This window comes from Denitromonas halophila (genome assembly GCF_007625155.1).
In the GTDB taxonomy this organism is placed as follows: Bacteria; Pseudomonadota; Gammaproteobacteria; order Burkholderiales; family Rhodocyclaceae; genus Nitrogeniibacter; species Nitrogeniibacter halophilus.
Genome location: NZ_VMNK01000017.1, coordinates 100,148 through 126,454, shown reverse-complemented (window position 1 = coordinate 126,454; position 26,307 = coordinate 100,148). Strand labels below are relative to the sequence as shown.

21 protein-coding genes and 1 pseudogene are annotated in these 26,307 nt (G+C 65.6%); 8 read left to right on the top strand and 14 right to left on the bottom strand.

The window, feature by feature from the left end:
• Positions 1-29: 29 nt before the first annotated feature.
• The 6 genes from FHP91_RS18065 to FHP91_RS18040 all read right to left on the bottom strand — a co-directional run bounded on the left by FHP91_RS18065 (position 30) and on the right by FHP91_RS18040 (position 6,267).
• Positions 30-266: a helix-turn-helix domain-containing protein gene (locus FHP91_RS18065; RefSeq protein ID WP_144179473.1), complete on the bottom strand. Its 237-nt coding sequence runs from the start codon at positions 264-266 to the stop codon at positions 30-32.
• On the bottom strand, positions 263-1,285 hold the full coding sequence (gene dusB, locus FHP91_RS18060; protein ID WP_144310902.1) for a tRNA dihydrouridine synthase DusB: 1,023 nt from the start codon (positions 1,283-1,285) through the stop codon (positions 263-265). Before dusB ends, FHP91_RS18065 begins: the two co-directional genes overlap by 4 nt.
• Before the next feature lie 792 nt (positions 1,286-2,077).
• A complete protein-coding gene (locus tag FHP91_RS18055; protein ID WP_144310901.1) occupies positions 2,078-3,217 on the bottom strand; it encodes an FAD-dependent monooxygenase in 1,140 nt (379 codons plus the stop codon).
• On the bottom strand, positions 3,214-4,536 hold the full coding sequence (locus FHP91_RS18050) for an aminopeptidase P N-terminal domain-containing protein (RefSeq protein ID WP_144310900.1): 1,323 nt from the start codon (positions 4,534-4,536) through the stop codon (positions 3,214-3,216). The genes FHP91_RS18055 and FHP91_RS18050 overlap by 4 nt, the downstream gene beginning before the upstream one ends.
• Before the next feature lie 25 nt (positions 4,537-4,561).
• Positions 4,562-5,251: an N-acetylmuramate alpha-1-phosphate uridylyltransferase MurU gene (gene murU, locus FHP91_RS18045; protein ID WP_144310936.1), complete on the bottom strand. Its 690-nt coding sequence runs from the start codon at positions 5,249-5,251 to the stop codon at positions 4,562-4,564.
• 17 nt (positions 5,252-5,268) lie between these two features.
• On the bottom strand, positions 5,269-6,267 hold the full coding sequence (locus FHP91_RS18040) for an aminoglycoside phosphotransferase family protein (RefSeq protein WP_144310899.1): 999 nt from the start codon (positions 6,265-6,267) through the stop codon (positions 5,269-5,271).
• A 109-nt stretch (positions 6,268-6,376) separates the two neighbouring features.
• Between FHP91_RS18040 and FHP91_RS18035 the strand changes: the two genes are divergently transcribed.
• The 4 genes from FHP91_RS18035 to rsmA are packed head-to-tail and all read left to right on the top strand — an operon-like array spanning position 6,377 to position 11,922.
• Positions 6,377-8,794, top strand: a complete 2,418-nt coding sequence (locus FHP91_RS18035) for an LPS-assembly protein LptD (protein ID WP_246116361.1) — start codon at positions 6,377-6,379, stop codon at positions 8,792-8,794.
• A gap of 34 nt (positions 8,795-8,828) precedes the next feature.
• Positions 8,829-10,142: a peptidylprolyl isomerase gene (locus tag FHP91_RS18030; RefSeq protein ID WP_144310898.1), complete on the top strand. Its 1,314-nt coding sequence runs from the start codon at positions 8,829-8,831 to the stop codon at positions 10,140-10,142.
• 11 nt (positions 10,143-10,153) lie between these two features.
• Positions 10,154-11,146 (top strand): 4-hydroxythreonine-4-phosphate dehydrogenase PdxA, encoded by a 993-nt coding sequence (gene pdxA, locus FHP91_RS18025; RefSeq protein ID WP_144310897.1) that lies wholly within the window; start codon positions 10,154-10,156, stop codon positions 11,144-11,146.
• Positions 11,143-11,922: a 16S rRNA (adenine(1518)-N(6)/adenine(1519)-N(6))-dimethyltransferase RsmA gene (gene rsmA / locus FHP91_RS18020; protein ID WP_144310896.1), complete on the top strand. Its 780-nt coding sequence runs from the start codon at positions 11,143-11,145 to the stop codon at positions 11,920-11,922. Before pdxA ends, rsmA begins: the two co-directional genes overlap by 4 nt.
• 50 nt (positions 11,923-11,972) lie before the next feature.
• On the opposite strand, the gene FHP91_RS18015 is transcribed toward rsmA, so the two are convergent.
• Positions 11,973-12,164 carry a YgaP family membrane protein gene (locus FHP91_RS18015; protein ID WP_144310895.1) on the bottom strand — a complete coding sequence of 64 codons (192 nt, stop codon included), beginning with the start codon at positions 12,162-12,164 and terminating at the stop codon, positions 11,973-11,975.
• A gap of 368 nt (positions 12,165-12,532) precedes the next feature.
• On the opposite strand from FHP91_RS18015, the gene FHP91_RS18010 reads away from it, so the two are divergent.
• The 3 genes from FHP91_RS18010 (at position 12,533) to FHP91_RS18000 (ending at position 18,286) form a co-directional block, all read left to right on the top strand.
• A complete protein-coding gene (locus tag FHP91_RS18010; protein ID WP_222105246.1) occupies positions 12,533-15,526 on the top strand; it encodes an EAL domain-containing protein in 2,994 nt (997 codons plus the stop codon).
• Positions 15,527-15,681: 155 nt separating this feature from the next.
• Entirely contained in the window at positions 15,682-17,307 is a 1,626-nt protein-coding gene (locus tag FHP91_RS18005) for a methyl-accepting chemotaxis protein (RefSeq protein WP_144310893.1), read from the top strand.
• A gap of 91 nt (positions 17,308-17,398) precedes the next feature.
• On the top strand, positions 17,399-18,286 hold the full coding sequence (locus tag FHP91_RS18000; RefSeq protein ID WP_144310892.1) for a toll/interleukin-1 receptor domain-containing protein: 888 nt from the start codon (positions 17,399-17,401) through the stop codon (positions 18,284-18,286).
• 4 nt (positions 18,287-18,290) lie between these two features.
• Here the strand turns inward: FHP91_RS18000 and FHP91_RS17995 are convergent, their stop codons facing one another.
• The 6 genes and pseudogenes from FHP91_RS17995 to FHP91_RS17970 all read right to left on the bottom strand — a co-directional run.
• Positions 18,291-18,944, bottom strand: coding sequence for a Crp/Fnr family transcriptional regulator (locus FHP91_RS17995; RefSeq protein ID WP_144179486.1), 654 nt, complete (start codon positions 18,942-18,944; stop codon positions 18,291-18,293).
• A gap of 7 nt (positions 18,945-18,951) precedes the next feature.
• Positions 18,952-19,665, bottom strand: a complete 714-nt coding sequence (locus FHP91_RS17990) for an alpha/beta fold hydrolase (protein WP_186301620.1) — start codon at positions 19,663-19,665, stop codon at positions 18,952-18,954.
• A complete protein-coding gene (xth, locus tag FHP91_RS17985) occupies positions 19,662-20,423 on the bottom strand; it encodes an exodeoxyribonuclease III (protein ID WP_144310890.1) in 762 nt (253 codons plus the stop codon). The genes FHP91_RS17990 and xth overlap by 4 nt, the downstream gene beginning before the upstream one ends.
• Positions 20,424-20,665: 242 nt before the next feature.
• Positions 20,666-21,196, bottom strand: a complete 531-nt coding sequence (locus tag FHP91_RS17980) for a GGDEF domain-containing protein (RefSeq protein ID WP_186301619.1) — start codon at positions 21,194-21,196, stop codon at positions 20,666-20,668.
• A 111-nt stretch (positions 21,197-21,307) separates the two neighbouring features.
• Positions 21,308-21,838, bottom strand: a complete 531-nt coding sequence (locus FHP91_RS17975; protein ID WP_144310888.1) for a cobalamin B12-binding domain-containing protein — start codon at positions 21,836-21,838, stop codon at positions 21,308-21,310.
• An 8-nt stretch (positions 21,839-21,846) separates the two neighbouring features.
• Positions 21,847-22,083: pseudogene (locus FHP91_RS17970) on the bottom strand (antibiotic biosynthesis monooxygenase family protein); the annotation flags it as partial.
• A gap of 226 nt (positions 22,084-22,309) precedes the next feature.
• On the opposite strand from FHP91_RS17970, the gene FHP91_RS17965 reads away from it, so the two are divergent.
• The gene (locus FHP91_RS17965) at positions 22,310-24,106 is read left to right on the top strand and encodes an EAL domain-containing protein (protein ID WP_144310886.1); all 1,797 of its coding nucleotides are present in this window, start codon (positions 22,310-22,312) and stop codon (positions 24,104-24,106) included.
• 19 nt (positions 24,107-24,125) lie between these two features.
• Here FHP91_RS17965 and FHP91_RS17960 read toward each other — a convergent pair whose 3' ends face one another.
• Positions 24,126-26,195: a M3 family metallopeptidase gene (locus FHP91_RS17960; protein ID WP_144310885.1), complete on the bottom strand. Its 2,070-nt coding sequence runs from the start codon at positions 26,193-26,195 to the stop codon at positions 24,126-24,128.
• Positions 26,196-26,307 lie beyond the last annotated feature (112 nt).

The window sequence follows — 26,307 nt, the reverse complement described above, 5'->3', positions numbered from 1 at the left end:
GGTTGGGGGCGCGCCTTGCGGCGATTGGTTTAGAGAAGATCGTATTCGGTCAGCTTGCGTCGCAGGGTATTGCGATTGATGCCGAGCAGTTGGGCGGCGACGGTCTGGTTGCCGTCGGTCTGGCGCAGCACAAATTCCAGCATCGGGCGCTCGGCGCTGCGGATCACCAGATCGTGCAGGGCCACCGGGGACTCGCCGTCCAGGTCCTTGAAGTATTGGTCAAGCGTGCGCGTGACGGCGCTGGCGATTTCGTTATGTTGGCTCATGCGGCCAGTTCCTCGAAACAGGATGCCTGATAGTGCACGGTGACACCCTGATGACTGAGCTGAGTAAAGAAGTGATCGACGGCGGCCAGTTGCCCGGCCACGCTGTCTTCGGTGTTCATGGCTTGGCGGAACACATGGGCGCCGGCCAGGCCTTTGGTGTACCAGGCGATGTGCTTGCGTGCGATGCGTACGCCTGACCACTCGCCATAGAATGCGTACAAATCGTCGAGATGGCTGCGGCATATGTCGCGGATCTCGGCCACTGGCGGCGGTGCCAGGGTTTGCCCGGTTGCCAGATAGTGCGCAATTTCACGAAATATCCACGGCCGACCCTGCGCCGCGCGGCCGATCATCACCCCGTCGGCCCCAGTGTGGCGCAGCACGGCGGCGGCCTTTTCAGGTGAATCGATGTCGCCGTTGGCAATTACCGGAATGCCCACCGCCGTTTTGATGGCGGCAATGGTGTCGTACTCGGCGTTGCCCATGTACTTGTCGGCGCGGGTGCGGCCATGGATGGCCAGCGCGCGGATGCCGCAGTCTTCGGCGATGCGGGCCAGATGCGGCGCGTTACGATTGTCGCGATCCCAGCCGGTGCGCATCTTGAGCGTCACCGGCGTGTCCGGCACGGCGGCGACCACGGCGGCGAGAATTTGCGCGACCAGCGCCTCGTCACGCATCAGCGCTGAGCCGGCGGCCTTGTTGCAGACTTTTTTGGCCGGACAGCCCATGTTGATGTCGATGATCTGCGCGCCGTTGTCGGCGTTGAAGCGGGCCGCCTGCGCCATCTGCTCGGGGTCCGCACCGGCGATCTGGACCGAAATCGGCTCGGTCTCGCCGGCGTGGTCGGTGCGCCGCCGGGTCTTGTCGGTGGCGTAGAGCAGGGTGTTCGACGACACCATCTCCGACACTGCCAGCCCCGCCCCCAGCCGTTTGCACAACTGGCGGAATGGCCGGTCCGTCACCCCCGCCATGGGCGCGACAAACAGGTTGTTTGGCAGGGAAAAACCGGCGAACTGCATGGGGATTGGAGCGCGAGCGACAAAGCCGCCATTCTAACCGATGGGGGGGTGTCGGCGAAGCCTAAAAACGTAACGCCCATCGGAAAGTGGAGGGCGGTTTCGGCACCGCGTGGCCGGTTTTCTGGTGCCCGTCGGGGCGGTGCGTTGGCCGGGTCTCGCCCCGGCGGGCGACTTCCTTTCTTGTGGCGACAAGAAAGGAAGCAAAGAAACGCCCCCGCTGTGCCGCCGGCTTCGCCGGTGCCCTCTCTGCGCCCGGTGGCGGCGGGTCGTGTCGCAAACTCGCCCGTTCCGGGCTCAAACAGGCGACACGACAATTCCCGCCGTCCCCGGACTTCGTTCGGCGGCACAGAAGGGGATGGGCGCGCGGGCTCGGCTTCGCCATCGCCCGCTTTGGTGGCGCGTCGTAGGGCGGGTTTTAACCCGCCATCGGTATTCGTTCGCAGGTCATTGGCGGGTTGAAACCCACCCTGCAAAACCATCACGACTGGCCGATTCGGGCACAACCGATCCGCCCTCTGCCGCGCCAACCTAAGGCGGTGGCGGGCGGAAAAAGGGGCTTCGCTGTTTGAGCCCGCAGGGCGAGTTCGCGAAGCACCCCGCCCGACATTGCCGTAGGGCGGGCACCCCGAAGGGGCGCGAAAGCGGGCTGTGCTTCTTTGCTTAGCTTTCTTGCACAAGCAAGAAAGTAAGTCGCCCGCCGGGGCGAGACCCGGCCAACGTCCGCATGCACTCGGGAAAGCCGCCCAAAAGACCGGCCAATCTATTCAAAAGCGCGAACGCGCAACCCAATCCCTATGGCCAGGCCCGCGCCCCAAACATCATCCGTTTGGCCACGAAGTGGCGCAGTGGCGGTGCGAGATCAAGCGCCAGCAGGCCGAGGCCGCGCAGGCCGCGCAGGGGTGGCAGGTCGTTGCTGAACAGGCGGACCAGGGTGTCGGTGAAGCCGACGGTGCTGGCGCGGTCGAGGCGGCGGTCGCGCAGGTAGGCGGAGAGCACCTGCGCGTCGCCGGGGTCGGTGGCGGCATTGAGGCGTCGCGCCAGCGCCCAGACATCGCGCAGGGCGAGGTTGAGGCCCTGGCCGGCGACGGGGTGTAGCGTTTGCGCGGCGTTGCCGAGCCAGACCTGGCGATTGGCGACGGGGGTGTGTCGCACCCGAAGCTGGAGCGGAAAACGCTCGCGCGGGCTTACGCCGATGAGTTTGACGCGGTGGCCGAAGGCTTGCTGCAACTCGGCGAGGTAGGCCGTGTCGTCGAGCGCCAGCCAGGCCTCGGCTTGCTCGGGGGCGGCGGTGTGCACGACGGCGAAGTCGGTGCCGCAGGGCAGCAGGGCGACGGGGCCGTTGGGGGTGAAGCGCTCGTAAGCGGTGTTGCCATGAGCGACGGCAGGCGTGGCCATGCAGATGACGGCGTGCTGGCCGTAGTCGCGCACGCGAATGGCCGGGTCGTCGGCGCGCATGCCGCCTTCGGCGCAAACGACCAGTTGGCAGTCGAGGGTGTCGGTGGCGTCGGTGCGGCGCAGCTGCACGCGGCCGTGTAGCTCGGGGTCGACGTCGGCTTCGCTGTGGTCGATGACCGGGATGCTGGCGGCGGTGATGGCGTCGTCGAGTGCGGCGGCGAGATCGCCGGCACGCACGACATGGCCGAGGCCGTCGAGGGCGTAGTCGGATTCGTTAAGCTGGGTGCGGCCGAAGCCGTCTTGTTGCGAGATGTGGATGTGGCGGATCGGGGTGGTGGGCAGATGACCCCAGACGCCGAGGCGCTCGAGCGTGAGTCGGGTGCCGTGGGCCAGGGCGAGCACGCGCGGGTCTTTGCGCGAGGCGCCGCGGCCGCGGGCGTCGATGAGGGTGACGGTGTGCGGCCCGCCGTGCAGCGCGAGCGCCAGTGCCATGCCGACCGGGCCGGCGCCGATGATGGCGATGTCGGGCGTTTTCATGGGCGGGCGTCCCGCATCAGGGCTTCGATGTCGTCGATGGACTTTGGCGTGGCGGCGGAGAGGATGTCGCAGCCATCGGTGGTGACCAGCACGTCGTCTTCGATGCGGATGCCGATGTTCCAGAAGGCCTCGGGCACGTCGTCGGCGGGTCGGATGTAGCAGCCGGGTTCGACGGTGAGCGTCATGCCTTCGCGCAGCGGCCGCCAGTCGCCGTCGCGCTTGTAGTCGCCGGCGTCGTGCACGTCGAGCCCCAGCCAGTGACCGGTGCGGTGCATGTAGAAGCGGCGGTAGTCGCCGGATTCGAGCACGCCGTCGAGCGTGCCGGTGAGCAGGCCGAGGTCGAGCATGCCCTGGGCGAGGACGGCGACGGCGGTGTCGTGGGGAGCGTTCCAGCCCACGCCCGGGGCAGTGGCGTCGATGGCGGCTTGCTGGGCGGCGAGCACGAGTTGATAGACGTCGCGCTGCGGCCCGCTGAAGCGGCCATTGACCGGAAACGTGCGGGTGATGTCGGAGGCGTAGCCGTCGAGCTCGCAGCCGGCGTCGATCAATAGCAGCTCGCCGTCGGCCAGGCAGCCGGCGTTGCTCACATAGTGCAGTACGCAGGCGTTGGCGCCGCCGGCGACGATGGAGGGGTAAGCGGGCGATTGTGCGCCGCCCTGGCGGAACGCGTGCAGCAGTTCGGCTTCGACTTCGTATTCATGCAGTCCGGGGCGAGTGACCTGCATGGCGCGGCGGTGGCCGACATCGGAGATGGCGGCGGCGCGGCGCATGGTCAGCACCTCGTGCGCATCCTTGATCAGGCGCATCTCGTCGAGTACGGCGTGCAGATCCTGAACGCTGGCGGGGGCGGTGATGCCGGTGCGCACTTGCTCGCGCACCTGGTTGAGGGTGTCGACCAGGCGTTTGTCCCAGGCGGTGTCGTGGCCGAGGGCGAAGTACACCGCGGGCTGGTTGGCCAGCAGGGTGCTCAGCTGTGCGTCGAGTTCGCCGACAGGGAAGGCGTCGTCAAAGCCGAATTCGTCGGCGGCGGCGTCGGGGCCGTAGCGGAAACCGTCCCAGATTTCGCGTTCGATGCTTTTGTCGCGACAGAACAGCAGGCTGCGCGGCGTGTCGCCGGCGACCAGCACCAGCACGGCCTCGGGCTCGGGAAAGCCGCTCAGGTAGTGGAAGTAGCTGTCCGGGCGGAAGGGGTAGTGGGTGTCGCGATTGCGCGCGACCTCGACCGCCGTCGGGATGATGGCGACGCCGCCGCCGCGAGCGGTGAGGGTGTCCAGCAGGCGCTGGCGGCGGGCATGAAAGGGCGCGAAGAGGGGGTTCAAGGCGACGTTCCTGTTGGGTGTGTCGTTAAGACGGCGAGTCTGCCTGATGGTTCGGGGCGAGCAGCGCGTCCAATTCGGCCAGGCGCTCGGGCGTGCCGATGTCCATCCACAGGCCGTCGAAGCGCTCGGCGCTGACGCGCCCGGCGGCGATGGCCTGACGTAGCAGCGGGCCGAGCGGCGCGGGCTGGCCTGAGAGCAAGTGCGCAAACATGTCGGGATGATAGAGCCCAATGCCAGAGAATGTCAGCCGCTCGCCATTGCTCAGGCTGGCGTGATCGCCCTGCAGGTGAAAGTCGCCTGTCGGATGGTGAGGCGGATTCGGAATGAGCACAAGGTGGGCGAGATCGGTTTCCAGCCGGCGGGCGTGGTCGATCAGGGCGGTGATATCGAACGCGCAAAACACATCGCCATTGACCACCAGAAAGGGCGCGTCGCCGAGCAGCGGCAGGGCCTGACGGATGCCACCGGCGGTCTCCAGCGCGGCGGGCTCGGGCGAGTATTGAATGTGCACGCCGAAGGCGCTGCCGTCGCCCAGTGCGGCTTCGATCATCTGGCCGAGGTGCGCGTGGTTGACGACGATTTGCGTGATGTCGGCCGCCGCGAGTCGTCGCAGATGATGGACGATCAGCGGCACGCCGCCCGCGGCCAGCAGCGGCTTGGGGCAGGTGTCGGTGAGCGGGCGCATGCGTTCGCCGCGTCCGGCCGCCAGGATCATGGCGCGCATGGCGGCGCTCAGAAGGTGTAGCCGACGGTTTCGTCGACCGGATCGCAGCGGTTGAGGATGCGGATCAGCGGGCGCAGTTCGCTGTAGCGCTGGCAGGCCTTGCGCAGGTAGTGCGAGACGCGCGGCATGTCGTCGAGGTAGCCGGCCTTGCCGTCGCGGTGGCACAGACGGGCGAAGATGCCGAGCACCTTGAGGTGGCGTTGCACGCCCATCCATTCGAAGTCGCGGTGGAATTCGGCGAAATCGGCATGCACCGGCAGGCCGATCTGCCGGGCGGCTTCCCAGTAGCGGGCGAGCATGTCGAGCACGAAGGCTTCGCCCCAGTCGATATAGGCGTCCTTGAACAGTGAGGCCAGATCGTAGGTGATCGGGCCATACACCGCGTCCTGGAAGTCCAGCACGCCGGCGCCGTGCTCGGTGACCATCAGATTGCGGCTGTGGAAGTCGCGGTGCACGAAGACCTTGGGCTCGGCCAGATGCGCGTCGAGCAGTCGTTCGAACACGGTGTCGAGAATCTTGCGCTCGGCGTCGTCAAGCGTGATGTGCTTGTGGCGTGCCAGATACCAGTCGGGGAAGAGCTGCATCTCGGCCAGCAGGCGCTCGCGATCGTAGTTGGGCAGCACGTCGGGCACGCTGGCCTTCTGGATGCAGATCAGCGCGCCGAGGGCGTCGGCGTAGAGCGCATGGGCGCTGTCGGCGTCGAGCGCGCTCAGATAGGTGGTGTCGCCCAGGTCGGTGAGCAGCAAAAAGCCGGCGTCGGTGTCGGCGTCGAGCACGGTCGGCACCTGCGCGCCGCTGTCGCCGAACAGTTTGGCGATGCGGATGAACGGGGCGGTGTCTTCTTTTTCCGGCGGCGCGTCCATGGCGATGAAGGACGCGGGTTCGCCCTCGACATGCACCCGGAAGTAACGGCGGAAGCTGGCGTCGGCCGACGCGGGTGCCAGATCGATCTGGCGGCCCGGATATCGGGAGCCCAGCCAGTGCTTGAGTTGCGCGAGTCTTTCCACGGGTGCCGTCCGATGTTCGTGTAAAATCGCGAATTTTATCAAAGACCGCAGCCGGAACGCTGTTTGCCGGTGTGCAGCCGATCCGCCGCTATTCAAACGGAGACACGCATTGCCGACTGCCAAGCGTTGGACCTTGCGGGCCATCCCCTTGCTGCTGGCCGCTTTGCCGGCCGCCGGGACCGCTGCCGGCCTGCCGGCATTGGTGATCCCCGCCGATCTGATGGGCACGCCTGTGGCGGTGCCCAAACCCAAGCCCAAGCCCGCCGCACCTGCGGCGACCGAGCCGGTGCGGCGCACCAACACACCGTCGAACCGCGGTGCGGGGCGTACGCCACAGGCAGCACCCGTCATGGGCAAGCCGGCCGCGCCGCGGGCGACCGAGGTGGCGGACCCATCACCCGCGCTGGGCGTCACTACCATCGATGCCGATCGCATCGTTGGCCAGCAGGATGTCGAGCTGGTGGCCGAGGGCGGCGCGGTGCTGCGTCGCGACGGGGCCGTGCTGACGGCTGACCGCATCACGTATCGCGAGGCACTGGACGAAGTAGACGCCGAGGGCAATGTCGAGTTGCGCCGTGGCGAGGACCGCCTGTCGGGCCCGAAAGTGCGGATGCGCATGGACGAGCAGACGGGCGAGCTGCAGACGCCGTCCTATGAAATCCACCGTATTTCGCGCAAGGGCGGTATCGAACGCCCGGTGACCGGCAGCGGTCAGGCCAGCGTGATCCGTTTCGAGGGCGAGAATCAGTACCGCCTTGAAGACGCGACCTGGAGCACCTGTCAGCCACAGGATCCCGACTGGTACATCAAGGCCGGCGAGCTGGATCTGGATTACGACCGTGAAGTCGGCGTGGCGCGCGACAGCACGGTGGTATTCAAGGACACGCCGATCTTCTACATGCCGTGGGTCGAATTTCCGCTGGTGGCGCAGCGCAAATCGGGCTTTTTGCCGCCCACTTTTGGTACGTCCAACAAGAGCGGCGTCGAATTGACTGTGCCCTATTACTGGAACATCGCGCCTAACTACGATGCGACGCTGGTGCCGCGCTACATCAGCCGCCGCGGTCTGCAGCTGGGCGGCCAGTACCGTTATCTGACGGATGACATGCAGGGCACGATGTCAGCCGAATGGCTCAATGGCGACAGCGTGACCGGCCAGTCCAACCGGGCGGCCGGCTCGATCCGTCATCAGCAGACCTTTGGTTATGGCTTCAGCGGCTCGCTGGACCTCAATGGCGTGTCAGACAAGGAATATTTCGAAGACCTCAGCTCTCGATTGGCGGTCGCGGCGCAGACCAGCCTGTTGCGCCAGGCGGTCTTGAGTTACAGCTCGGGCGACTGGTGGTCGGCCTCGGCGATGGTGCAGAGCTTCCAGACCCTCTCGGGCGACGAGCCCTATCGCCGGCTGCCGCGCCTGGCGCTGGGCGGCGATCGTTCGGTGTGGGGGGGCGGTGAGTTCAACCTCAATACCGAATACGTGCGCTTTGCCCACCCCGATGCGGGCAAGCCTGAAGGCGACCGGATCACGCTGAATCCGACGATTCAGTGGCCCTTGGGCACGTCGGCTTACACGCTGACGCCGAAATTCGGGGTGCACTACACGCGCTACGATCTGAGCACGCCGCTGACGGTCGGCAAGGAGAGCGTCACTCGCGCCGTGCCGACCTTCTCGCTCGACAGCTCGGTGGTTTTCGAGCGCGACGCGACCTGGGGTGGTCGCGACATGATCCAGACCATGGAGCCGCGGCTTTACTACGCCTATGTGCCGTATCGCGACCAGTCCGACATCCCGAACTTCGACTCCGGCCTGTTTGACTTCAACTTCGCACAGATCTTCTCCGAGAACATCTTCAGCGGCGGTGACCGCATCGCCAACGCCAATCAGCTGACCGCGGCGGTCACCTCGCGCTTCATTGATGCCGAAACCGGTGCCGAGCGTTTGCGGATGGCGGTCGGCCAGCGTTTCTACTTTGAAGATCAGCGGGTCGCCCTGAACACGACGTCGGACGCCGGCGAGCGCACCAACCGACGCTCGGACTTCCTGGCTGCACTGGGCGGGCGCATCGGCGAGATCACCACGCTTGACACGGCCTGGCAGTACAACCCGGAAGACAGCCAGACCGAGCGTTTCAGTGCCGATTTGCGCTTCCAGCCCGGTTTCGCCAAAGTGGTCAATCTGGGCTATCGCTATACGCGCGATGTGCTGCGCGATATCGATATATCGGCGCAGTGGCCGATCAGCGGGCGCTGGTATGGCGTGGCCCGCTACAATCGTTCGCTGCGTGACCACCGCGTGACCGAGGCGCTCGGTGGCCTGGAGTACAACGCCGACTGTTGGGTGTTCCGAGTGGTTCTCCATCGCTTTGCGACCAACGCCGAAGACGTGACCCAGGCGATCTTCCTGCAGCTCGAGCTCAACGGCCTGGCCAGTGTTGGCTCCAGTCCGCTGGATCTGCTGCGCCGAACGGTGGGCGGTTATGGCACCATCAATCAACCCATGGCAGATCCGGTGTTTGGCCGAGAGTAATGCTGCGGCAGCCAATTATTGCAACAGGATATCTATGAAAACGGCGCTTTCCCGACTCCTTTCCACGCTGATCTTCTCTGCGCTGGCGGTTTCGCCGGCGGTTTCCAGTGCGGCCCGCACGGTCCTCGTCGATCGCATTGTTGCCGTCGTCAACAACGACGCCATCACCGAGTCGAGCCTGGCTGAGCGCACTGAGCAGATCAAACGGCAGTTTGGTCGTCAGGGTGGGCAGTTGCCGCCCGACGACGTGTTGCGCAAACAGGTGCTTGAACGTCTGGTGGTCGAGCGGGCCCAACTCCAACTGGCCGGCGAGACCGGGCTGCGTATTGACGACAATGCCCTGGGCGGCGCGATTGACCGTATCGCGTCCTCCAACAAGTTGAGCGCCGCCCAGTTTCGTGCTGCGCTGGAAAAGGACGGTATCGACTGGACAGAGTTTCGCGAGAACATCCGTCAGGAGATGCTGATCGCCCGTCTGCGTGAGCGTGAAGTCGACGCCCGCGTGGTGGTGACCGACGCCGAGATCGACAACTTCCTCAAAAATTCGCCCGATGCGGCCGATAGTCGTGAATACGATCTGTCGCACATCTTGCTGCGCGCCCCGGAGGGACCGAGCCCGGAGCAGCTCAACGCGCTGGCCCAGAAGGCCGAGGGCATTCGCGCCCGCGTGCTGGCGGGGGAGGATTTCGCGAAGCTGGCGGCCGAGTTCTCGAATGCGCCCGATGCCTTGCAAGGGGGCGCACTTGGCTGGCGGCCGTCCAGCAGCGTGCCTGCGTTGTTCATCGAGGCGCTGCAGGGCCTGAAGCCGGGCGAGGTGTCGCCGGTCATGCGCAGCCCCGCCGGTTTTCATCTGGTGAAGGTAAATGACGTGCGCGGCGCGAAGGCGACCGATGTGGTGGCGGTGCAGCAGACCCGGGTCAGCCATATTCTGGTGAAACCCACTGAACTGATCTCGGATACCGATGCGCGCCTGCGCCTGGAAACCCTGCGCACGCGGGTGCTCAATGGCGAAGATTTTGCGGCCTTGGCGCGAGCCAACAGTGCCGACCTGTCGGCCGCCAAAGGCGGCGAAATCGGTTGGGTTTACCCCGGTGACACGGTGCCAGAATTCGAACGCGCCATGGATGCCCTGAGCGTCGGTGAGCTGAGCGCACCGGTGAAGTCACCCTTTGGCTGGCACCTGATTCGTGTCGAAGAGCGTCGCACCCAGGACGTGTCCGAAGAGCGCAAACGCGCTGTGGCCCGCAACACCCTGCGTCAGCGTAAGGCCGACGAAGCCTACGAAGACTGGCTTCGCCAGTTGCGCGATGCGACCTTTGTCGACTATCGCCTCGATGACCTGAACTGACCCGCGCCGCCATGAACGCCACCCTTACGCCGGTACTGGCCGTCACCAGTGGCGAGCCGGCCGGCGTCGGCCCCGAATTATGCCTGCAGCTGGCCACCCGGCCCTGGCCGGGGCGTGTGGTCGTGCTCGCCGACACCGACCTGCTCGAAGCGCGCCTTGCCGCGCTTGGCCAGACCACCCTGCTGCAGGCCTACCAGCGCGACCTTGCACCCCCGCCGGGCGTGCTCGAAGTGCTCGATGTGCCCCTGGCCGCACCGGCCGTGGCCGGGCAGCTCGATACCGCCAATGCCCGGCCGGTGCTGAGCATGCTCGACCGCGCCATCGAAGGCTGTGTGAGCGGCGAATTCGCAGGTATGGTCACCGCGCCGGTGCACAAAGGCATCATTTGCGATGCCGGCGTACCGTTCTCCGGGCATACCGAATATCTCGCCGAGGCCACAGCCACCAGCCGGGTGGTGATGCTGCTGGTCGGTGGCGGCTTGCGGGTCGCGCTGGTCACCACCCATCTGCCACTGTCGGCCGTGCCGGGCGCCATCACGCCGGCGGCACTGGCCGAGACGCTGGCGATTCTCGACCAGGATTTGCGAACTCGCTTCGGGCTCGCATCGCCGCGCATTCTGGTGGCCGGGCTCAATCCGCATGCGGGCGAGGGCGGCCACATGGGGCGCGAAGAAATCGACGTCATCACGCCGGTGCTCGATCGCTTGCGCTCGACTGGCATGCAATTGATCGGCCCCCTGCCAGCCGATACGCTGTTTGTTCCTCATACCCTCGAGCAAGGCGATGCCGTGCTCGCGATGTACCACGATCAAGGACTGCCGGTGCTCAAACACGCCAGCTTTGGCGGCGGCGTGAACGTCACGCTCGGGCTGCCGATCATTCGAACCTCGGTCGACCACGGCACGGCGCTGGATCTGGCCGGCACTGGCGGAGCCGATCCCGGCAGCCTGTTTGCGGCCGTGAAACTGGCCTTCGACATGGCCGCCGGGGGCGCCCGGTCATGATCCATCAGGCGCGCAAACGCTTCGGTCAGAACTTTCTGTCCGACCCCAACATCATTCGCAAGATCGTCGACAGTATCGCCCCGCAGGCCGGGCAGCGCATGGTCGAGATCGGCCCCGGCCTGGCGGCCATGACCGATCCCTTGCTGGAACGCCTGGGCAAGATGGAGGTGGTCGAGATCGACCGCGACCTGATCGCGCTGCTCAAGGAGCGCTACAGTCCGGACGTGCTGACCATTCACGAGGGCGACGCGCTCAAGTTCGATTTCGGTGCGTTGGGGCCGGATCTGCGCATCGTTGGCAATCTGCCCTACAACATCTCGACGCCCATCCTGTTTCATCTGGCGGACTTTGCCGATCAGGTGCGCGACATGACCTTCATGCTGCAAAAAGAGGTCGTGATGCGCATGGTGGCCGATCCGGGCTCGAGCGAGTACGGCCGTTTGTCGGTCATGTTGCAGTACCGTTTCCGTATGGGGCGCTTGTTTGATGTGCCGCCGGGCGCATTCCGTCCGGCGCCCAAGGTGATGTCGAGCATCGTGCGGCTGGTGCCGCGCCCCACGGAATCGCTGGAGGCCAAGGACGACACCTTGCTGCGCAAGATTGTCACGGCCGCCTTCGGGCAGCGGCGCAAGACCCTGCGCAATACGCTGCGTGATTTTATCGATGAGGCGGGTTTGAGCGCACTGGGCATCGATTCCGGGCAGCGCGCAGAGCGGCTCTCGGTGGCGGACTACATCGCCATCACCAACGCCTGCCACGCGAAGCGGGCGGCATAAAAAGCAACACGCCGGGCATGCCCGGCGTGTTGCTTTTGAGCGGTGTGCGTTCAGCTCTTCTTCATCGGGCAGGTGTTCATGCCCAGCAGCGTGTAGGCCGGGCACCAGCCCAGCGCGCCGGTGGCCAGCGGCACAATGCCGATCCAGGCCCACACCGGCCCACCCATCAGCGCCCAGGCAATGAGTGCGATCCCTGCGACGATGCGCAGGACTTTGTCGATTCCACCAACGTTCAGTTTCATGGCCAGCTCCTTGATCCAGAATTGCGAAAGTGGGCCTATTAGACTCCGCCGCGATGTGGCGCGTCTGTAACCTTGGTTACACAGTGATCGTGGGTAAGGTTTGGGCGGGTAGCGCAAGCGGCGGGCTGCCCCGGTCGGGGGCGGTGTCGGCGACCGAAAAGGCAGAACGGGCAGCGCGACTGGCGGGGGCGTCGGGCGCGGCAGGCTGGTTCGTGACCGCGCTGGTCATGCCTTATTCATTTTCGCGGCTCAAGTGTGGGCGTGCGCGGTCGATAGTTGACTTGTGTTTTCGGGATTCTGCGCCGCTGCGCGCAGCGTGAGGATGCATGCGGATTCGCGCCTTCCTTTGTCGGCTGAGTGTCTGCGCGTTGTTCGCCTCAAGCGTCTTCGCGCTCAGCGGTGTACCTGACGCGCAGGCCGAAAGTGCGCCAGCACCATTGCAGCTCAGTCGCGCCGAGAAAGCCTGGCTGGCTGAGCACCCGGTGATTCGGCTGGGTATCGACCCCGCCTACGCGCCGTATTCCTTTGTGGATGCCAACGGCGAGTTCTCGGGGGTCGCGGCGGTGTTTTCCGCGCGGATTTCCGATGCGCTGGGCGTGCGGTTTGAACCGGTCGTCAATCTGAGCTGGCCGGAACTGGTCGAGGCACTCAAGGCGCGCCGCATCGATGCGATTGCCACGATGGTGCGCTTGCCCGAGCGCGAGGCCTATGCCGCTTTCACCGAGATCTATCTGCCGACCCCACTGGTGGTCATGACGCAGCACAGTGCCCCCCAGCTGGATTCCGTCAACGCGCTGGCCGAGTTGCGCCTGGCGCTGGTCAGAGAGTATTCGTCGAGCAAGCAGGTGATGAGCCGCTACCCATCGCTGAAGCCGTCCTTTGTCGAGACGCCGCTCAATGGGTTGCGCGCACTGTCGGCGGGCGAGGTGGATGCCTATGTGGGTGTGCTGGGCGTCAATACCTATCTCGCCGAACAGCACGGCATGTCGAATCTCAAGGTCAATGCCGCCTTTGACATGCACAACAACGGCCAGCGTTTCGCGGTGCGCCGTGATTGGGCCGTGCTGGCGAATCTGATCGACCGGGCGCTTGGCCGTATCGGTGCGCAAGCGCGCGCGGATATCTTCCGGCCGTGGATTTCGGTGTCCGCCGAGCGTGTGCTGGTGATTGACTACGCGCCTTTGCTGAAGCGCTACTTTCCGTGGGTTTTCGGCGCTGGTGCGCTCGCACTTCTTGCTGCGCTGGCGATGGTGCTGATGAACCGCCGATTGCAGTATGAGCTGGCACGACGCGAAGCCGCCTGGACCGAAAGCGAAGTGCGATTCCGGGCCACCTTCGATCAGGCGGCGGTGGGCATTGCGCACGTGGCGCCGGATGGCCGCTGGATCCGGGTGAATCGGCGCCTGAGCGAGATTGTCGGGTATTCGCCGGAGGTGTTGCTCACCAAAACCTTTCAGGACATCACCCATCCCGACGACCTCGACGCGGACCTTCAGCAACTCCAGCGCACCCTGGCCGGCGAGATCTCCGGCTACACCATGGAGAAGCGCTATTTTCATCGCGACGGGCATGTCATCTGGATCAGCCTGACGGTCTCTCTGGTGCGGCGTGCTGAGGGCGTGCCTGACTATTTCATTTCGGTGGTCGAGGACATCTCTGAGCGGCGGCGGGCGGCCGAGGCCCGCCGGCAAGCCGCAGCGGTGTTCGAGAGCACTCGGGAAGGCATCATCATCACCGATTTGAAGCGCCGGATTCTGGCGGTGAATCCTGCGTTTACCGATATCACGGGTTATGCCGCCGAGGAGGTGCTGGGCAAGTCGCCGGCCATTTTGCAGTCGGGGCACGAGAGTGAGGCGCTCTACCAGAGCATGTGGGCGAGCATTCATGCGCTGGGGCATTGGCAGGGCGAGGTCTTGAATCGGCGCAAGAACGGTGAGCTCTTCCCCGAATTGCTGACCGTCAGCACCGTACGCGATGCCGCAGGGCTGCCGTCGCAGTATGTGGCCTTACTAACCGATTTGAGCCGGCTTCGGCGCTCCGAAGCCCAGCTGGCGCATCTGGCGCACTACGATCCGCTCACCGATTTGCCCAATCGCTTGCTGGTGCAGTCCCGGCTTGATCATGCGCTGGATGCGGCGCAGCGCGAGAGCGGTCTGCTGGCAGTCATGTTCATCGATCTGGACCGCTTCAAGGACGTCAACGACAGCCTCGGTCATCCGGTGGGTGACGAATTGCTGGTGGCGATCGCCCAGCGCATGCGCTCGCGCTTGCGCGAGTCGGACACGCTCGCCCGCTTGGGGGGCGATGAGTTTCTGGTGGTGCTTGAAGACATCCACCGCCCCGAAGACGCGGCCGAGGTGGCGCAGGGCTTGATCCTTCTACAGGACGCCCCCATTCGTCTGCCCAGCGGTCACGAGGTGTATGTCGGGGTCAGCATCGGTATCAGCCTGTATCCGAATGATGGCGACACCACCACCGAGCTGATTCGCCAGGCGGACGCCGCCATGTATCAGGCCAAGAGTCAGGGGCGCAACACCTTTCGCTTCTATACCGCCGCGCTCACCGAGGCGGCCGATCAGCGCCTGGCCATGGAGGGGCGCTTGCGGCGCGCCTTGCTGGCGGGTGAATTCGTTGTCCACTATCAGCCCCAGTTCATCGCCGCCACGGGCGAGATTGTTGGCTGCGAGGCGCTGGTACGTTGGCAGGATCCGGACGGTAGTCTGGTTCCGCCTGCCAGTTTCATCCCCCTGGCCGAAGACACCGGGCTGATTGTGCCGCTGGGGCGCTGGGTGCTCGAAACCGCCTGCGCGCAAGCGCAAGCCTGGCGCGTGGCGGGGGTGGCCGATCTGGTGATGGCGGTCAATCTGTCGGCCCGCCAGTTGCAACAGCGCGATCTGGTGTCGGTGGTGGCTGACGTGCTTGAACGCACCGGTTTGCCGGCCGATCGGCTCAAGCTCGAGCTGACCGAAAGCATGATCATGGACCACGGCGAAGAGGCCATCGCCTTGCTGCGCTCGCTCAAGGCGCTCGGCGTGAGCCTGTCGATTGACGATTTTGGCACCGGCTACTCTTCCTTGGCGTATCTCAAGCGCTTTCCGATCGATGAAATGAAGATCGATCGCGGCTTTGTGCGTGAAACCCCCGATGACGCCAGCGATGCCGAGATCGTCGCCACCATCATCGCCATGGCGCGCAACCTCAAGCTGCGCGTGGTGGCCGAAGGCGTCGAGACACAGCGGCAGCTCGATTTCCTGATCAGACTCGGCTGCAGCGCCTGCCAGGGTTTCCTGGTCAGCCCCGGCCTGCCGGCCGATGAATTTGCGGCCTTTGTCTCGCGTGTGCGCACCGATGAGCTGAACTGATGCGGATCAAACCCCGGCGTGTTGCGGTGCGCCAAGCTGTTGCGGCGCATCCGGAGAGGCGTTCCTCGCCTTGATCAAAAAAATGTGCTTTTGCAATAAAGCACAGCGCGTTGATGCCGTTGATTTGCGTTGATAACAACGATGAGGGAACCGCCATGCGCAATTTGTCCGACACCCCGATCTGGCTGCGGTTGACCGCCGTAATCTGGGTCATGCTGATGTTTGCTTTCGGCGGCTTGATTGCCTGGGAGACACAGGTAAACCGGGAGACCGCCGTCGACCAGGCGCGTGCCTTCGCCCTGTCCGTCCACGACATGACCATGGCGAGCCTGACGGGGATGATGATCACCGGTACGGTCGGACAGCGCGATGTGTTTCTCGACCAGGTCAAGGAGCTGTCGTCGGTGCGTGGCTTGCGGGTCATTCGCGGCGAGGCGGTCCGCGCCCAGTTCGGGGCTGGCTCGGCGGGTGAGTCCGCCGACCTGGACGCGCTGGAGCAGACGGCGATGCGCCAGGGCAGCGCCCAGTTCGAGGTGCAGAATTCCGGCGAGGACGGGCAGGCGCTGCGCGTCGTCGTGCCGGCGCTGGCCTCGACCAACTATTTGGGCAAGAACTGCATCTCCTGCCATGTGGTCCCCGAGGGCACGCCGCTGGGTGCGGTGAGCATGCGCATCTCGCTTGACGAGGTCGATGCGGCAGTGAGCAGTTTTCGCAACAAGAGCATCCTGTTCGCAGCGCTGGTTTCGGTGCCCTTGATGCTCTGCGTCTTTCTTTTCATTCGTCGCTTTGTCACCACCCCGCTGGCGCACATGACCGCCGGGCTGGAAGAGATCGCCGCCGGCGGTGGCGACCTGACCCGTCGTCTGACGGTCGAGCACCAGGACGAGATCGGGCGCACGGCGGGCAGCTTCAACCGCATGCTGGGCACGGTGGGCGACCTGGTCCGCCAGGTCAGCACCTCGGCCGGGGAGGTCGCGTGTGCGGCCCGCGAGGTGTCGACGGGGGCCCGTCAGGTGGCCGGCGGTTCGCATCAGCAGCGGGTGCAGACCGACGCCGCCGCCACCGCGGTCGAGGGCTTGATGGAAAACATTGCCCATATTGCCGGCAGTGCGGAGGCGGTGCGCGCTCGCTCGCACGAGAGTCTCGAGCGTTCGCAGGCGGGGCAGAAAAGCCTGACCCGCCTGATCGGTGAGGTGACCGAGGTCGAATCGGCGGTCAGCGAGATGGCCGATACTGTCGAGGCCTTCGTGGCGTCGACTGCGGCGATTTCCCATATGACGCAGGAGGTGCGGGAGATTGCCGACCAGACCAACCTGCTCGCGCTCAATGCGGCCATCGAAGCGGCGCGGGCGGGCGAACAGGGGCGTGGCTTTGCCGTGGTCGCTGACGAGGTGCGCAAGCTGGCCGAGAAGTCGGCCCGCTCGGCCGGCGAGATCGATGCCATCACGCGTACCCTGTCGACGCAGTCCGGGTCGGTCAAACGCTCGCTGAGCGGTGGAATGGATCGGCTGGCCACCAGCCGGGCGGTGGCGCAGGAGGTGGCCAGCGGGCTTGATGCGGCGAATGCGTCGGTGGCCGAGGTGCGCGGCGGGCTGGATCAGATCGCCCAGACCACCGACGACCAGCGCACCGCGAGTCAGAGCGTGACCGACAGCATCGAGGCCATTGCCGAGATGGCGCGCAAGAATGATGCTGCGGTCAGCCAGACGGTGAGTTCGGCCGAGCAGATGGAGGGGCTCGCCGGCGAGTTGCAGGGGGCGGTCTCGCGCTTTACCGTTTGAAGGCGCGGGCCAGCCGGCGCTGGCCCGTTTGGCCTGGCATGGGGACTGTCGCTCCACTAAAGTGAAGGAGCGCGACCGCCGACCGGACCCCATGAGTCAGATCTTCATCTCCTATCGACGCGAAGACAGCGCCGGCCACGCCGGTCGGCTGGAAGAGGCGCTGGAGCGCCACTTTGGCGCGGGCAGCGTGTTTCGCGATGTCGAAGACCTGCCGCCGGGTCAGCCGTTTCCCGCCGCACTTCAAGCACGCCTGCACAGTGCCGATCTGGCGCTGGTGTTGATCGGTCCGCGCTGGCTCAGCGCCGAGCGTGACGGCGTGCAGCGCCTGAGTTTGCCGGACGACTATGTACGCATGGAGGTCTCGCGGGCGCTGGGCCGCGGCATCCCCGTGGTGCCGGTGCTGCTCGACGAAGCGACCCTCCCCACGAAAGACGAATTGCCGTCCGACTTGCAGCCCCTGGTGCAACGGCACGCGGTGCGAGTCTCGGATGCTGGCTGGGCCGACGATGTGGCGCGCTTGATCAGCGCGCTGACGGCCGAGCTGGGCGACCAGGGCCGGCCACCGTCGATGCATCGTCGCGTCGCGCTGGCGGGCGTGGTGGCGGCGCTGGCGGCCGGCGTGTGGTGGTGGCTGGGGCCGCAAGCGCCGCCGTTTCCGGCGGGCGCCTGGCAAGCCGAGGTGCGCTATCACTGGGGCGACACCTATCAGGAGCGCTTCGAGTTTGAATTGGCGGGCAATGCCGTGCTTGGCAGCGCCAGCTTTCTGGGGCGCCCCCGCGCCCTGGAAGAGGCCACCTGGACCGACGGGCAGCTCTCTTTTGTGACCCATTCCGAATCGACCATGGGCAGCGAAACCCGCACCAGCACGCATCGCTATTTCATGACGCGCGAGGGCGAACAGCTCAAGGTGCGCTACAGCACCGCTGGGGGTTTCGAGTCGCCGCCGCCCATGGTGTTTATGGCGTCGCCGGCAAACTAGGCGCTCAGCCGCTGGCCATGCGCCGCAGTCCGGCGGCGTCGACAATCTCGATCTGCTCGCGCGACAGCTTGACCAGCCCCTGCGCGGCAAAGCCTTTGAGCAAGCGGCTGACGATCTCGCGCACGCTGCCAAGCTCGTCGGCCAGTTGCTGATGCGTGGTGTGAAGCAAGCGGCCCTTGCCGAGCAGGAGCGCGGCCAGGCGCTGGTCGAGTTTGTGAAAGGCGACTTCTTCGATCAGGTGCATCAGGTCGGCGATGCGATCGGCAAACAGGTGGAAGACAAAGCCGCGAAAGGCCGGTTCGGCGAGCAATTCGTCGAAGACGGCCTTGGGCAGCAGTACCAGTTCGGTATCGGTTTCGGCGATGCCGCGGGCGTTGTAGTCCTCATGGCCGAGCAGGCAGGACGATGAGATCACGCAGGTCTCGCCCGGCGCGACCCGGTAGAGCGGCAGTTCGCGGCCACTGGCCGAGGCCTTGATCACGCGGATCGAGCCCTTCACCACAAACGGAAAACCCTCGCAGGCTTGGTGGTCGTCGAACAGCACCGTGCCGGCGGGCACCTGCATGGTGTGAAGCCGCGCCATGACCGTGTCGCGGACGGCGGGGGGCAGCTCGGAGAGGACGGGGTAGCGGTCGGCGAGTTCAGCGGTGGCGGTCATGATCGGATTACCCGTATTGAGGGGGTAGCCAGTCGAGCACGGTGTCGATGGCCTGTGCGGGCAGCGCGTGGTGAGTGGCGTCGACTTGCAGCCACCGACTCGCCGCATGCGCGCTCGCCTGCCGGAAAGCATAGTCGATTCCGGGGGGCGCTGCGCCATCGCCGCGCTCGACCAGCCACAGCATGGGCAGCGGCGCGGGGAGCCGTCGACAGTTGTCGGGCCAGGCGGCGGCGCCCTCCGGCGCGAAGTAGCTGAGGTAGTGGTCGGGGCGGATGCGCAGTTGGCGGGGGCGCCCCTGATGCACATCGATGAGCGGCATGCGCGTCTGGCCACGGCCATTCGCCAGGGCGTGTTTTGCGATGCTGAGTGAGGCGGCGGTGTGGCCGTCGGCGGCGAGCCGCTCGGGGAAATGGCCGGGGGCGAGCAGAATCAGGCCATCGACGCCGCCGCGATGCACGGCCGTGGCCAGTGCGGCGCAGGCGCCGAGGCTGTGTCCGCACAGGATGACGCGGCTGCAGCCGGCGTGGCGCAGGGCGGCGGCTTCGTCGGCGATCTGATCGAGCGCGGTGTCAAAAGAGGCGTCGTAGAGGCGGCGCAGCGCCCATGGCAGGGTCGGCAGGCGCCAACGGTGGCCGGCGGCGGTGAGCGCGTCGGTCAGTGCCGCGATGGCGAAGGGCGCTTGGTCCCACTTGCCATGGAGCAGGACGACGCCGGTTGTCACTTGGACAATTCGATCAATACCGGGGCGTGGTCGGATGGGCGCTCGAGCTTGCGCGGTGTGGTGTCTGTCCAGCAGCGGCGGCATTCGGCCACCAGCGGGTCGGAGATGAGCAGGTGGTCGATGCGCAGGCCGAAGTTTCGCTCGAAGGCGTTCATGCGGTAGTCCCACCACGAGAAGGCGTTGATCTCCTGATCGAACAGGCGGAAGGCGTCGGTGAGACCGAGCAGTTCGAGGGCGACGAAAGCCGCGCGCTCGGGGGCGGAGACATGGATCTCGTCTTTCCAGGCCGGGTGGGCGTCGCGGTCTTCGGGGGCGATGTTGAAGTCACCGGTGAGCACCAGCCGGGGGTGTTGGCGCAGCTCTTCGCGCACCCACTCGGTGAGGGCGGCGAGCCAGTCCAGCTTGTAGGCGAACTTGTCGGAGCCGACCGCCTGGCCGTTAGGAAAGTAGCCGCAAATGACGCGAACATCGTTGATTGTGGCGGCGATGATGCGCTTCTGCGGGTCATCAAACCCCGGGATGTCTTTGATGACATCGACCGGTGCGTGCCGGCTGAGAATCGCCACGCCGTTATAGGTTTTCTGACCGTTGAACACCGCCTGATAGCCGGCCGCTTCGATCTCGGCCAGCGGAAAGACGCTGTCTTCCATCTTCAATTCCTGCAGGCACAGCGCGTCGGGCTGTTCTGTGGCCAGCCAATCGAGCACATGCGGCAGGCGGACTTTGAGGGAGTTAACGTTCCAGGTGGCGATCTTCATGGCGGTGGGTCGGGAGAGGGAGCGGCCATTGTGCCAGCGACCTTGCCTTGCGACCAAGCCGCCGCGTCAGGGGGGCGTCTCGATGGCTGCGGTAGGGCTGTTGTTGGCGATCTCGACGCGGTTTCGGCCATTGGCTTTTACGCGGTAGAGCGCAGCGTCGGCGCGGGCAAAGTGGTCGCGCCCGGTTTCTCGCGCAAGGCGGCGGTCACTGCCGTGAGCGCCTGGTCGCCGGCGCCGTGGTCTCAGGTGTCATTGACGTGCTTGAAATGGTCGATGTCGGCAATGATCAGCCGCACCGGCGTGTCGTTCGCATCGCCATTGGCGAAGGTCTCTTGGGTGTGGGAGTCGAGCGCGCGTCGGTTGGCGATGCCGGTGAGCGGGTCGGTCAGGGAGAGGCGCCGGATGGTTGCTTCGCTGCGGGTGAGTTGGTGGTTGGCGCATGCCAGCTCGCGCTGGGTGGTGACCAGCGCCGTGTTCAAATCCATCAAGGTGTCGGTCGCGGTGAGGATGTTATCCAACTCGTAGCCCGCCATAACCCGCAGGCGTTGAGGGTCGGCCTTGATGCGCCCACGCAGCGAGCTCATCCGGTCACCGGGGCCATTCACCGTGATCAGTCCTTTGAAACAGACGCAGATGCTCTCGTCTGGCAGATCGAACCGGATGAGCATGGGCTCGGCGAACAGTTGCCAAGCGCTGATGTTTTCGTCGCTGAGCAGTCGGCGGAGGCCGGCATTGCCGTAGTGCAGGGTCATATTGGCGTCGAATTCAGCCACCAAAATCGATTCGAGAGCGTCAAGCGCATCGGGAAGTGAAGGCAGGCCCATGGCTCAGGGTGGCAGAAGCGCGCGTGCGGTGAGCGCTGCGTCTTCAGCGGTGGAGCCGAGTCATTGGGCGTCCAGGGTGTCGGCCAGCGATGGGAACGGGTTGAACACCAGGCCGCCGACGACGACCTTGGGGCAGGCGTCGCCAAGCTGCTGGTGCAATGCGGCCAGTATTGTCCTCAGTGCGCGCAGCGGGGTGTTGCCGCCGAGAAACTGGGCTTGCGAGCCGTCCATCTTGAAGGTGTCGGACACCATGCGCAGGCCTGCGTCGTGATGGTTGCCCTGCGTGCAGGCGAACAGCGCACGCCCGCCGTTGTCGTCGGTCGGCACGCCACGGCTGCGCAGCACCTCGGCGAGCCAGGCCAGATAGCTGAGAAAGGCCTCGGCCTGACCGCTCTCGAGTGCGGGTTCGAGAAAGTCCAGGTGGTAGGCAATGTCTTCGGCGCAGGCGGCCCGGCCACGCGGTCCGAAACGGGCAAAGACTGCCGGGTGCGCGGCTTCGCTGGCCGCTAGGGCGTGGGCAATGGCGGCATCCCGAAGCGCGGAAAACGCCGTGAGCTGCTCGGGGTCGAGGGGGGCGAAAATCGCGCTCATGATCCGATCTACTCCGCGACGCGCTCGAAGCGGGTGATGTGGTTTTCACCAGGCTTGAGGCGCAGGCCGGGTGGCATCCCCTTGTGCGCATCCTTGAAGGCGTGGCTGTGGTGCCAGGCGTCAAACGTCGCTTCGTCGTCCCACCAGGTCATCAACCAGAATTCGGCTGGCTCGCCCATTGGGCGTAGGACCTCCATGCGCTGAAAACCGGGGGCGCTGTCGACGCCATGCGGGCGGTGAACAAAGGCCGCCCTAACGGCCTATTCCATCCCGTTGGCAATGACGAATCGACTCACGGCGACAAACATGCGCGCTTCTCCGGCGGTTGTTCAGCTTCATCAGGGGCAACGGCGACGGCGCGGCACTCTTGAGCCCGGGCGCCTGTGCGTGTCATGAAAAGTTCATTCAAGGTCGGCGTGTTGTTGTCGATCACTCAGCCGAAAGCATTAGGTGTGGCGCACAAAGAAAACCATGACTCCGGCTCGTTTCAATCCCATCCACGCTAAGCGCATCCAGCCACTGATCGAGGGCGATGGGCTGCATTTCGTGTTTCAGCCGATTGTCGGCCTCAAGGCCGGTGACGTGTACGCCTACGAGGCGCTGGTGCGGGGGCCAGCAAACACGGCGTTTGCCACCCCTGACGCCTTGCTTTACGCGGCGCGCCAGGCCGGCATGACGGAACTCTTCGAGCAGCGTTGCTGCGAGCTGGCGATCGAGGCCTTTGCACGACAGCGCCTGAGCGGCAAGCTGTTTCTCAATGTCAGCGCGCCGACCCTGCAGCGCATTGCGGTCGGCGCCGGGGGGCATGTACTTCAGTTGGCGCGTGAGGTCGGTGTCGCGCCAGAGCGGCTGGTGTTCGAGCTGACAGAGCATGAGCGTGTCGAGGACATTGCGGCACTCGAGGCGGCAGTGGCGACGCTGCGTGCCGAGGGGCCGCAGTTGGCGATCGACGATTTTGGCGATGGGCGCTCCAGCCTGCGTCTGTGGTCGCAGCTTAATCCGGAAGTGGTCAAGATCGATCGCTATTTTGTCCACGAGGTGCACCGCGACAGCCGCAAGCTGGAGGTGTTGCGTACGGTGATGGGGCTGGCCAAGGCCTTTGGCACGCCGCTGGTGGTCGAGGGGGTCGAGACGGCCGAAGAGCTGGCGGTGGTGCGCGATCTGGGGTGCCGGTTTGCGCAGGGCTTCTTTCTCGCCCGCCCGCAGGCCGAACCGCCGCGCGTCTTGAGTGAGGCGGTGATGGCGGTGTTGCGTTCATCGAAGCTTGCGGTCTTGCCCAGCGCCCCCCAACATGCCGACCCCTTGCTGACCGTCGACGCGCTGCGCATTGCCGCGCCCACGGTCACGGCAAGCCAGACTTGCCAGGGGGTACTGCGTCTGTTTTCGGCGCATCCGGCGCTGCATGCGGTGGCCGTGCTGGAAGGCGAGACGCCAATCGGCCTGATTCATCGGCAGATGTTCGTCGACCAGCTGGCGCGGCCGTTTCATTCGGATCTGTTTGGCCGGCGCTCCTGCACGCTGTTCATGAACGCCGAGCCGCTGCGGGTGGACCGGGCGAGCACCATCGACTCGCTGGTGAGCGTTCTGATGGGTGAAAACCAGGGTTACCTGAGTGAGGGCTTCATCCTCACCGATGGCGGGCGTTACGCCGGGCTGGCGACCGGCGACGGCCTGGTGCGGGCGGTGACCGAGCGGCGCATCGAGGCGGCGCGCCTGGCCAATCCGCTGACCTGTCTGCCGGGCAACCTGCCGATTACCGCGCATATCCGGCGTTTGCTTGATGCTCGTGCCGACTTTGCCGCGGCCTATTTCGACCTCAACAATTTCAAACCTTACAACGACCGCTATGGCTACTGGCGGGGCGACGAGATGATCAAGCTGGCGGCCAGCGCCATCTCGGCGCAGTGCGACAAGACCTGTGACTTCCTCGGCCATGTCGGCGGGGACGATTTCGTGGTGCTGTTCCAGAGCGCAGACTGGGCGGCGCGCTGCCGGGCGGTGATCAGCAGTTTTGGCGAGAAGGCGCCGTCGTTGTACGACGATGCCGAGCGGGCGCAGGGCGGACTTGATGCCGAGGACCGGCGTGGCTTCAAGGCCTTCTTCCCGATTACATCCTTGTCCGTCGGGGTGGTGGTGATTCCGCGCGACTGTCAGCGCGACCCGGAGGCGATCGCCTCGGCGGCCGCGGCGGCGAAGAAGGTGGCCAAGGGGCGGCCGGACTACTTCCATGTGCTGCCGGCCGAGGTGTGCTGCGCCGAGGCGGCCTGAGCCGCCCCGGAGGCAGCCATTACGCCGCTTCGAGCATGCCGCTGTGGCGCAGCAGGGCGTCGACCTGTGGTTCGCGGCCACGGAAGGCGATAAAGGATTCGAGCGCCGGGCGGCTGCCGCCAACGGCGAGGATCTCGCGCCAGAAGCGCTGGCCTGTGGCGGCGTCGAGCAGGCTGCCACGGCCTTCGCCGGCTTCTTCGAAGGCGGCGAAGGCGTCGGCCGAGAGCACCTCGGCCCATTTGTAGCTGTAATAGCCGGCCGAATAGCCGCCAGCGAAGATGTGCGCGAAGCTCAAGGGGAAGCGGTGCCAGGCCGGTGTTTTGGTGACGGCCACTTCCTTGCGCACGTCTTCAAGCAGGCTCAGCACGGTGTCGATGGGCACCGGCTGAGTCGCGTCCACCTCGTGATACAGGCGCAGGTCGAAGAGGCTGAACTCGAGCTGACGCACCATCTGCATGCCGCTCTGGAAGTGGCGGGCGGCGAGCATCTTGTCGAATAGCTCGCGTGGCAGTGGCTCGCCCGTGTTCACATGCGCGCTCATTCCGCTGAGCACATCCCATTCCCAGCAGAAGTTCTCCATGAACTGGCTGGGCAGCTCGACGGCGTCCCACTCGACGCCGTGAATGCCGGAGACGGCAACTTCATCGACTTCGGTGAGCAGATGGTGCAGGGCGTGGCCGAACTCGTGGAAGAGCGTGACCACATCGTCATGGGTGAGCGTGGCGGGCTTGTCGCCGACCGGTGGCGAGAAGTTGCACACCACGTAGGCGACCGGCGTAAGCAGCCGGCTGCCGCTGCGCTGGCGGTTGCGCGCGGAGTCCATCCAGGCGCCGCCGCGCTTGGTGTCACGCGCATGCAGGTCGAGGTAGAGCTGGCCGATCAGCTGGCCGGTACGCTCGATGCGCAGCACCTTGACCGACGGGTCCCACACCGGCGCGGTGTCATGGCGCAGCTGCACGCCGTAGAGCGATTCGATGACGCCGAACAGGCCATCGAGCACGCGCGGCTCGGGGAAGTACTGGCGCACCTCGTTCTCGGAGAAGGCGTAGCGTGCCTGGCGCAGCTTTTCGCTGGCATAGCCCATGTCCCAGGGGTTCAGTTCGGCGATGCCCAGTTCCTTGGCCGCGAAGGCTTTGAGTTCGGCCAGATCGCGTTCGGCGTAGGGCTTGGCCTTGACGCCGAGTTCGCGCAAAAAACTGAGTGCGTGCTCGGGGCTGTCGGCCATCTTGGGCACCAGCGACAACTCGGCATAGCTGGCGTAGCCGAGCATCTTCGCCTCTTCGGCCGCGAGCGCGAGCAGGCGGCCGATGATCGGGCCGTTGTCCCACTCGGGCTTGCCATGCTCGGAGGCGCGGGTGCCGTTGGCGCGGTACATCACTTCGCGCAGGCGGGCGCTGTCGGCGTACTGCATCACTGGCACGTAAGAGGGCGCCTGCAAGGTGAACTTCCAGCCGGGGCGGTCTTCTTTCTCTGCCGCAGCGCGGGCGGCGGCGACCTCGTCCTCCGGCAGGCCGGCCAGTTCGGCTTCGTCGGTGACCCACTCGGCGAAGGCGTTGGTGGCGTCGAGCAGGTTTTCGGAGAACTTGGCGCCGAGGGCGGATTGTTCTTCGGAGATGGCCTTGAAGCGGGGTTTTTGTGCCTCGGGTAGTTCGGCGCCGGAGAGCCGGAAGTCACGCAGTTCGTGGTCGATGATGCGTTGGCGAACCGGTGACAGGTTGGCGTATTCGGCGCTGTCGTGCAGCGCGCGGTATTTGCCGTAGAGCGCTTCGTTTTGCCCCAGTTCGGCGTAAAAGCCGCTGATTTCTGGCAGCAAGTCGTTGTAGGCAGCACGCCACTGCGGCGTGTCCATCACGCTGTGCATGTGGCCGACCACGCCCCAGGCGCGGCCGAGGTGCTCGGTGGCTTCGGTCATGGGGATGACGAAATCGTCCCAGGTGGCCGGGGTGTCGGCGGCTTCGAGGGTGGCCAGCGTGGTGCTTGCGGTGTCGAGCAGATGGCGGATCGCCGGCTCGACATCGGCCGGGGTGATGCGGTCGAAATGCGTCAGGTCGGTGAAGTCGAGCAGGGGGTTGTCGGAGACAGCGGACATGGCGGTTCCAGAAAGGCGAATGGGCCGATTGTAGGCAAACTCGGCCGCGACTGCGCGGCGGCGGTCGGGCCGAAGGGAGTTGGGAAACAGATCGGGGCGTGGGGCGGGGAAT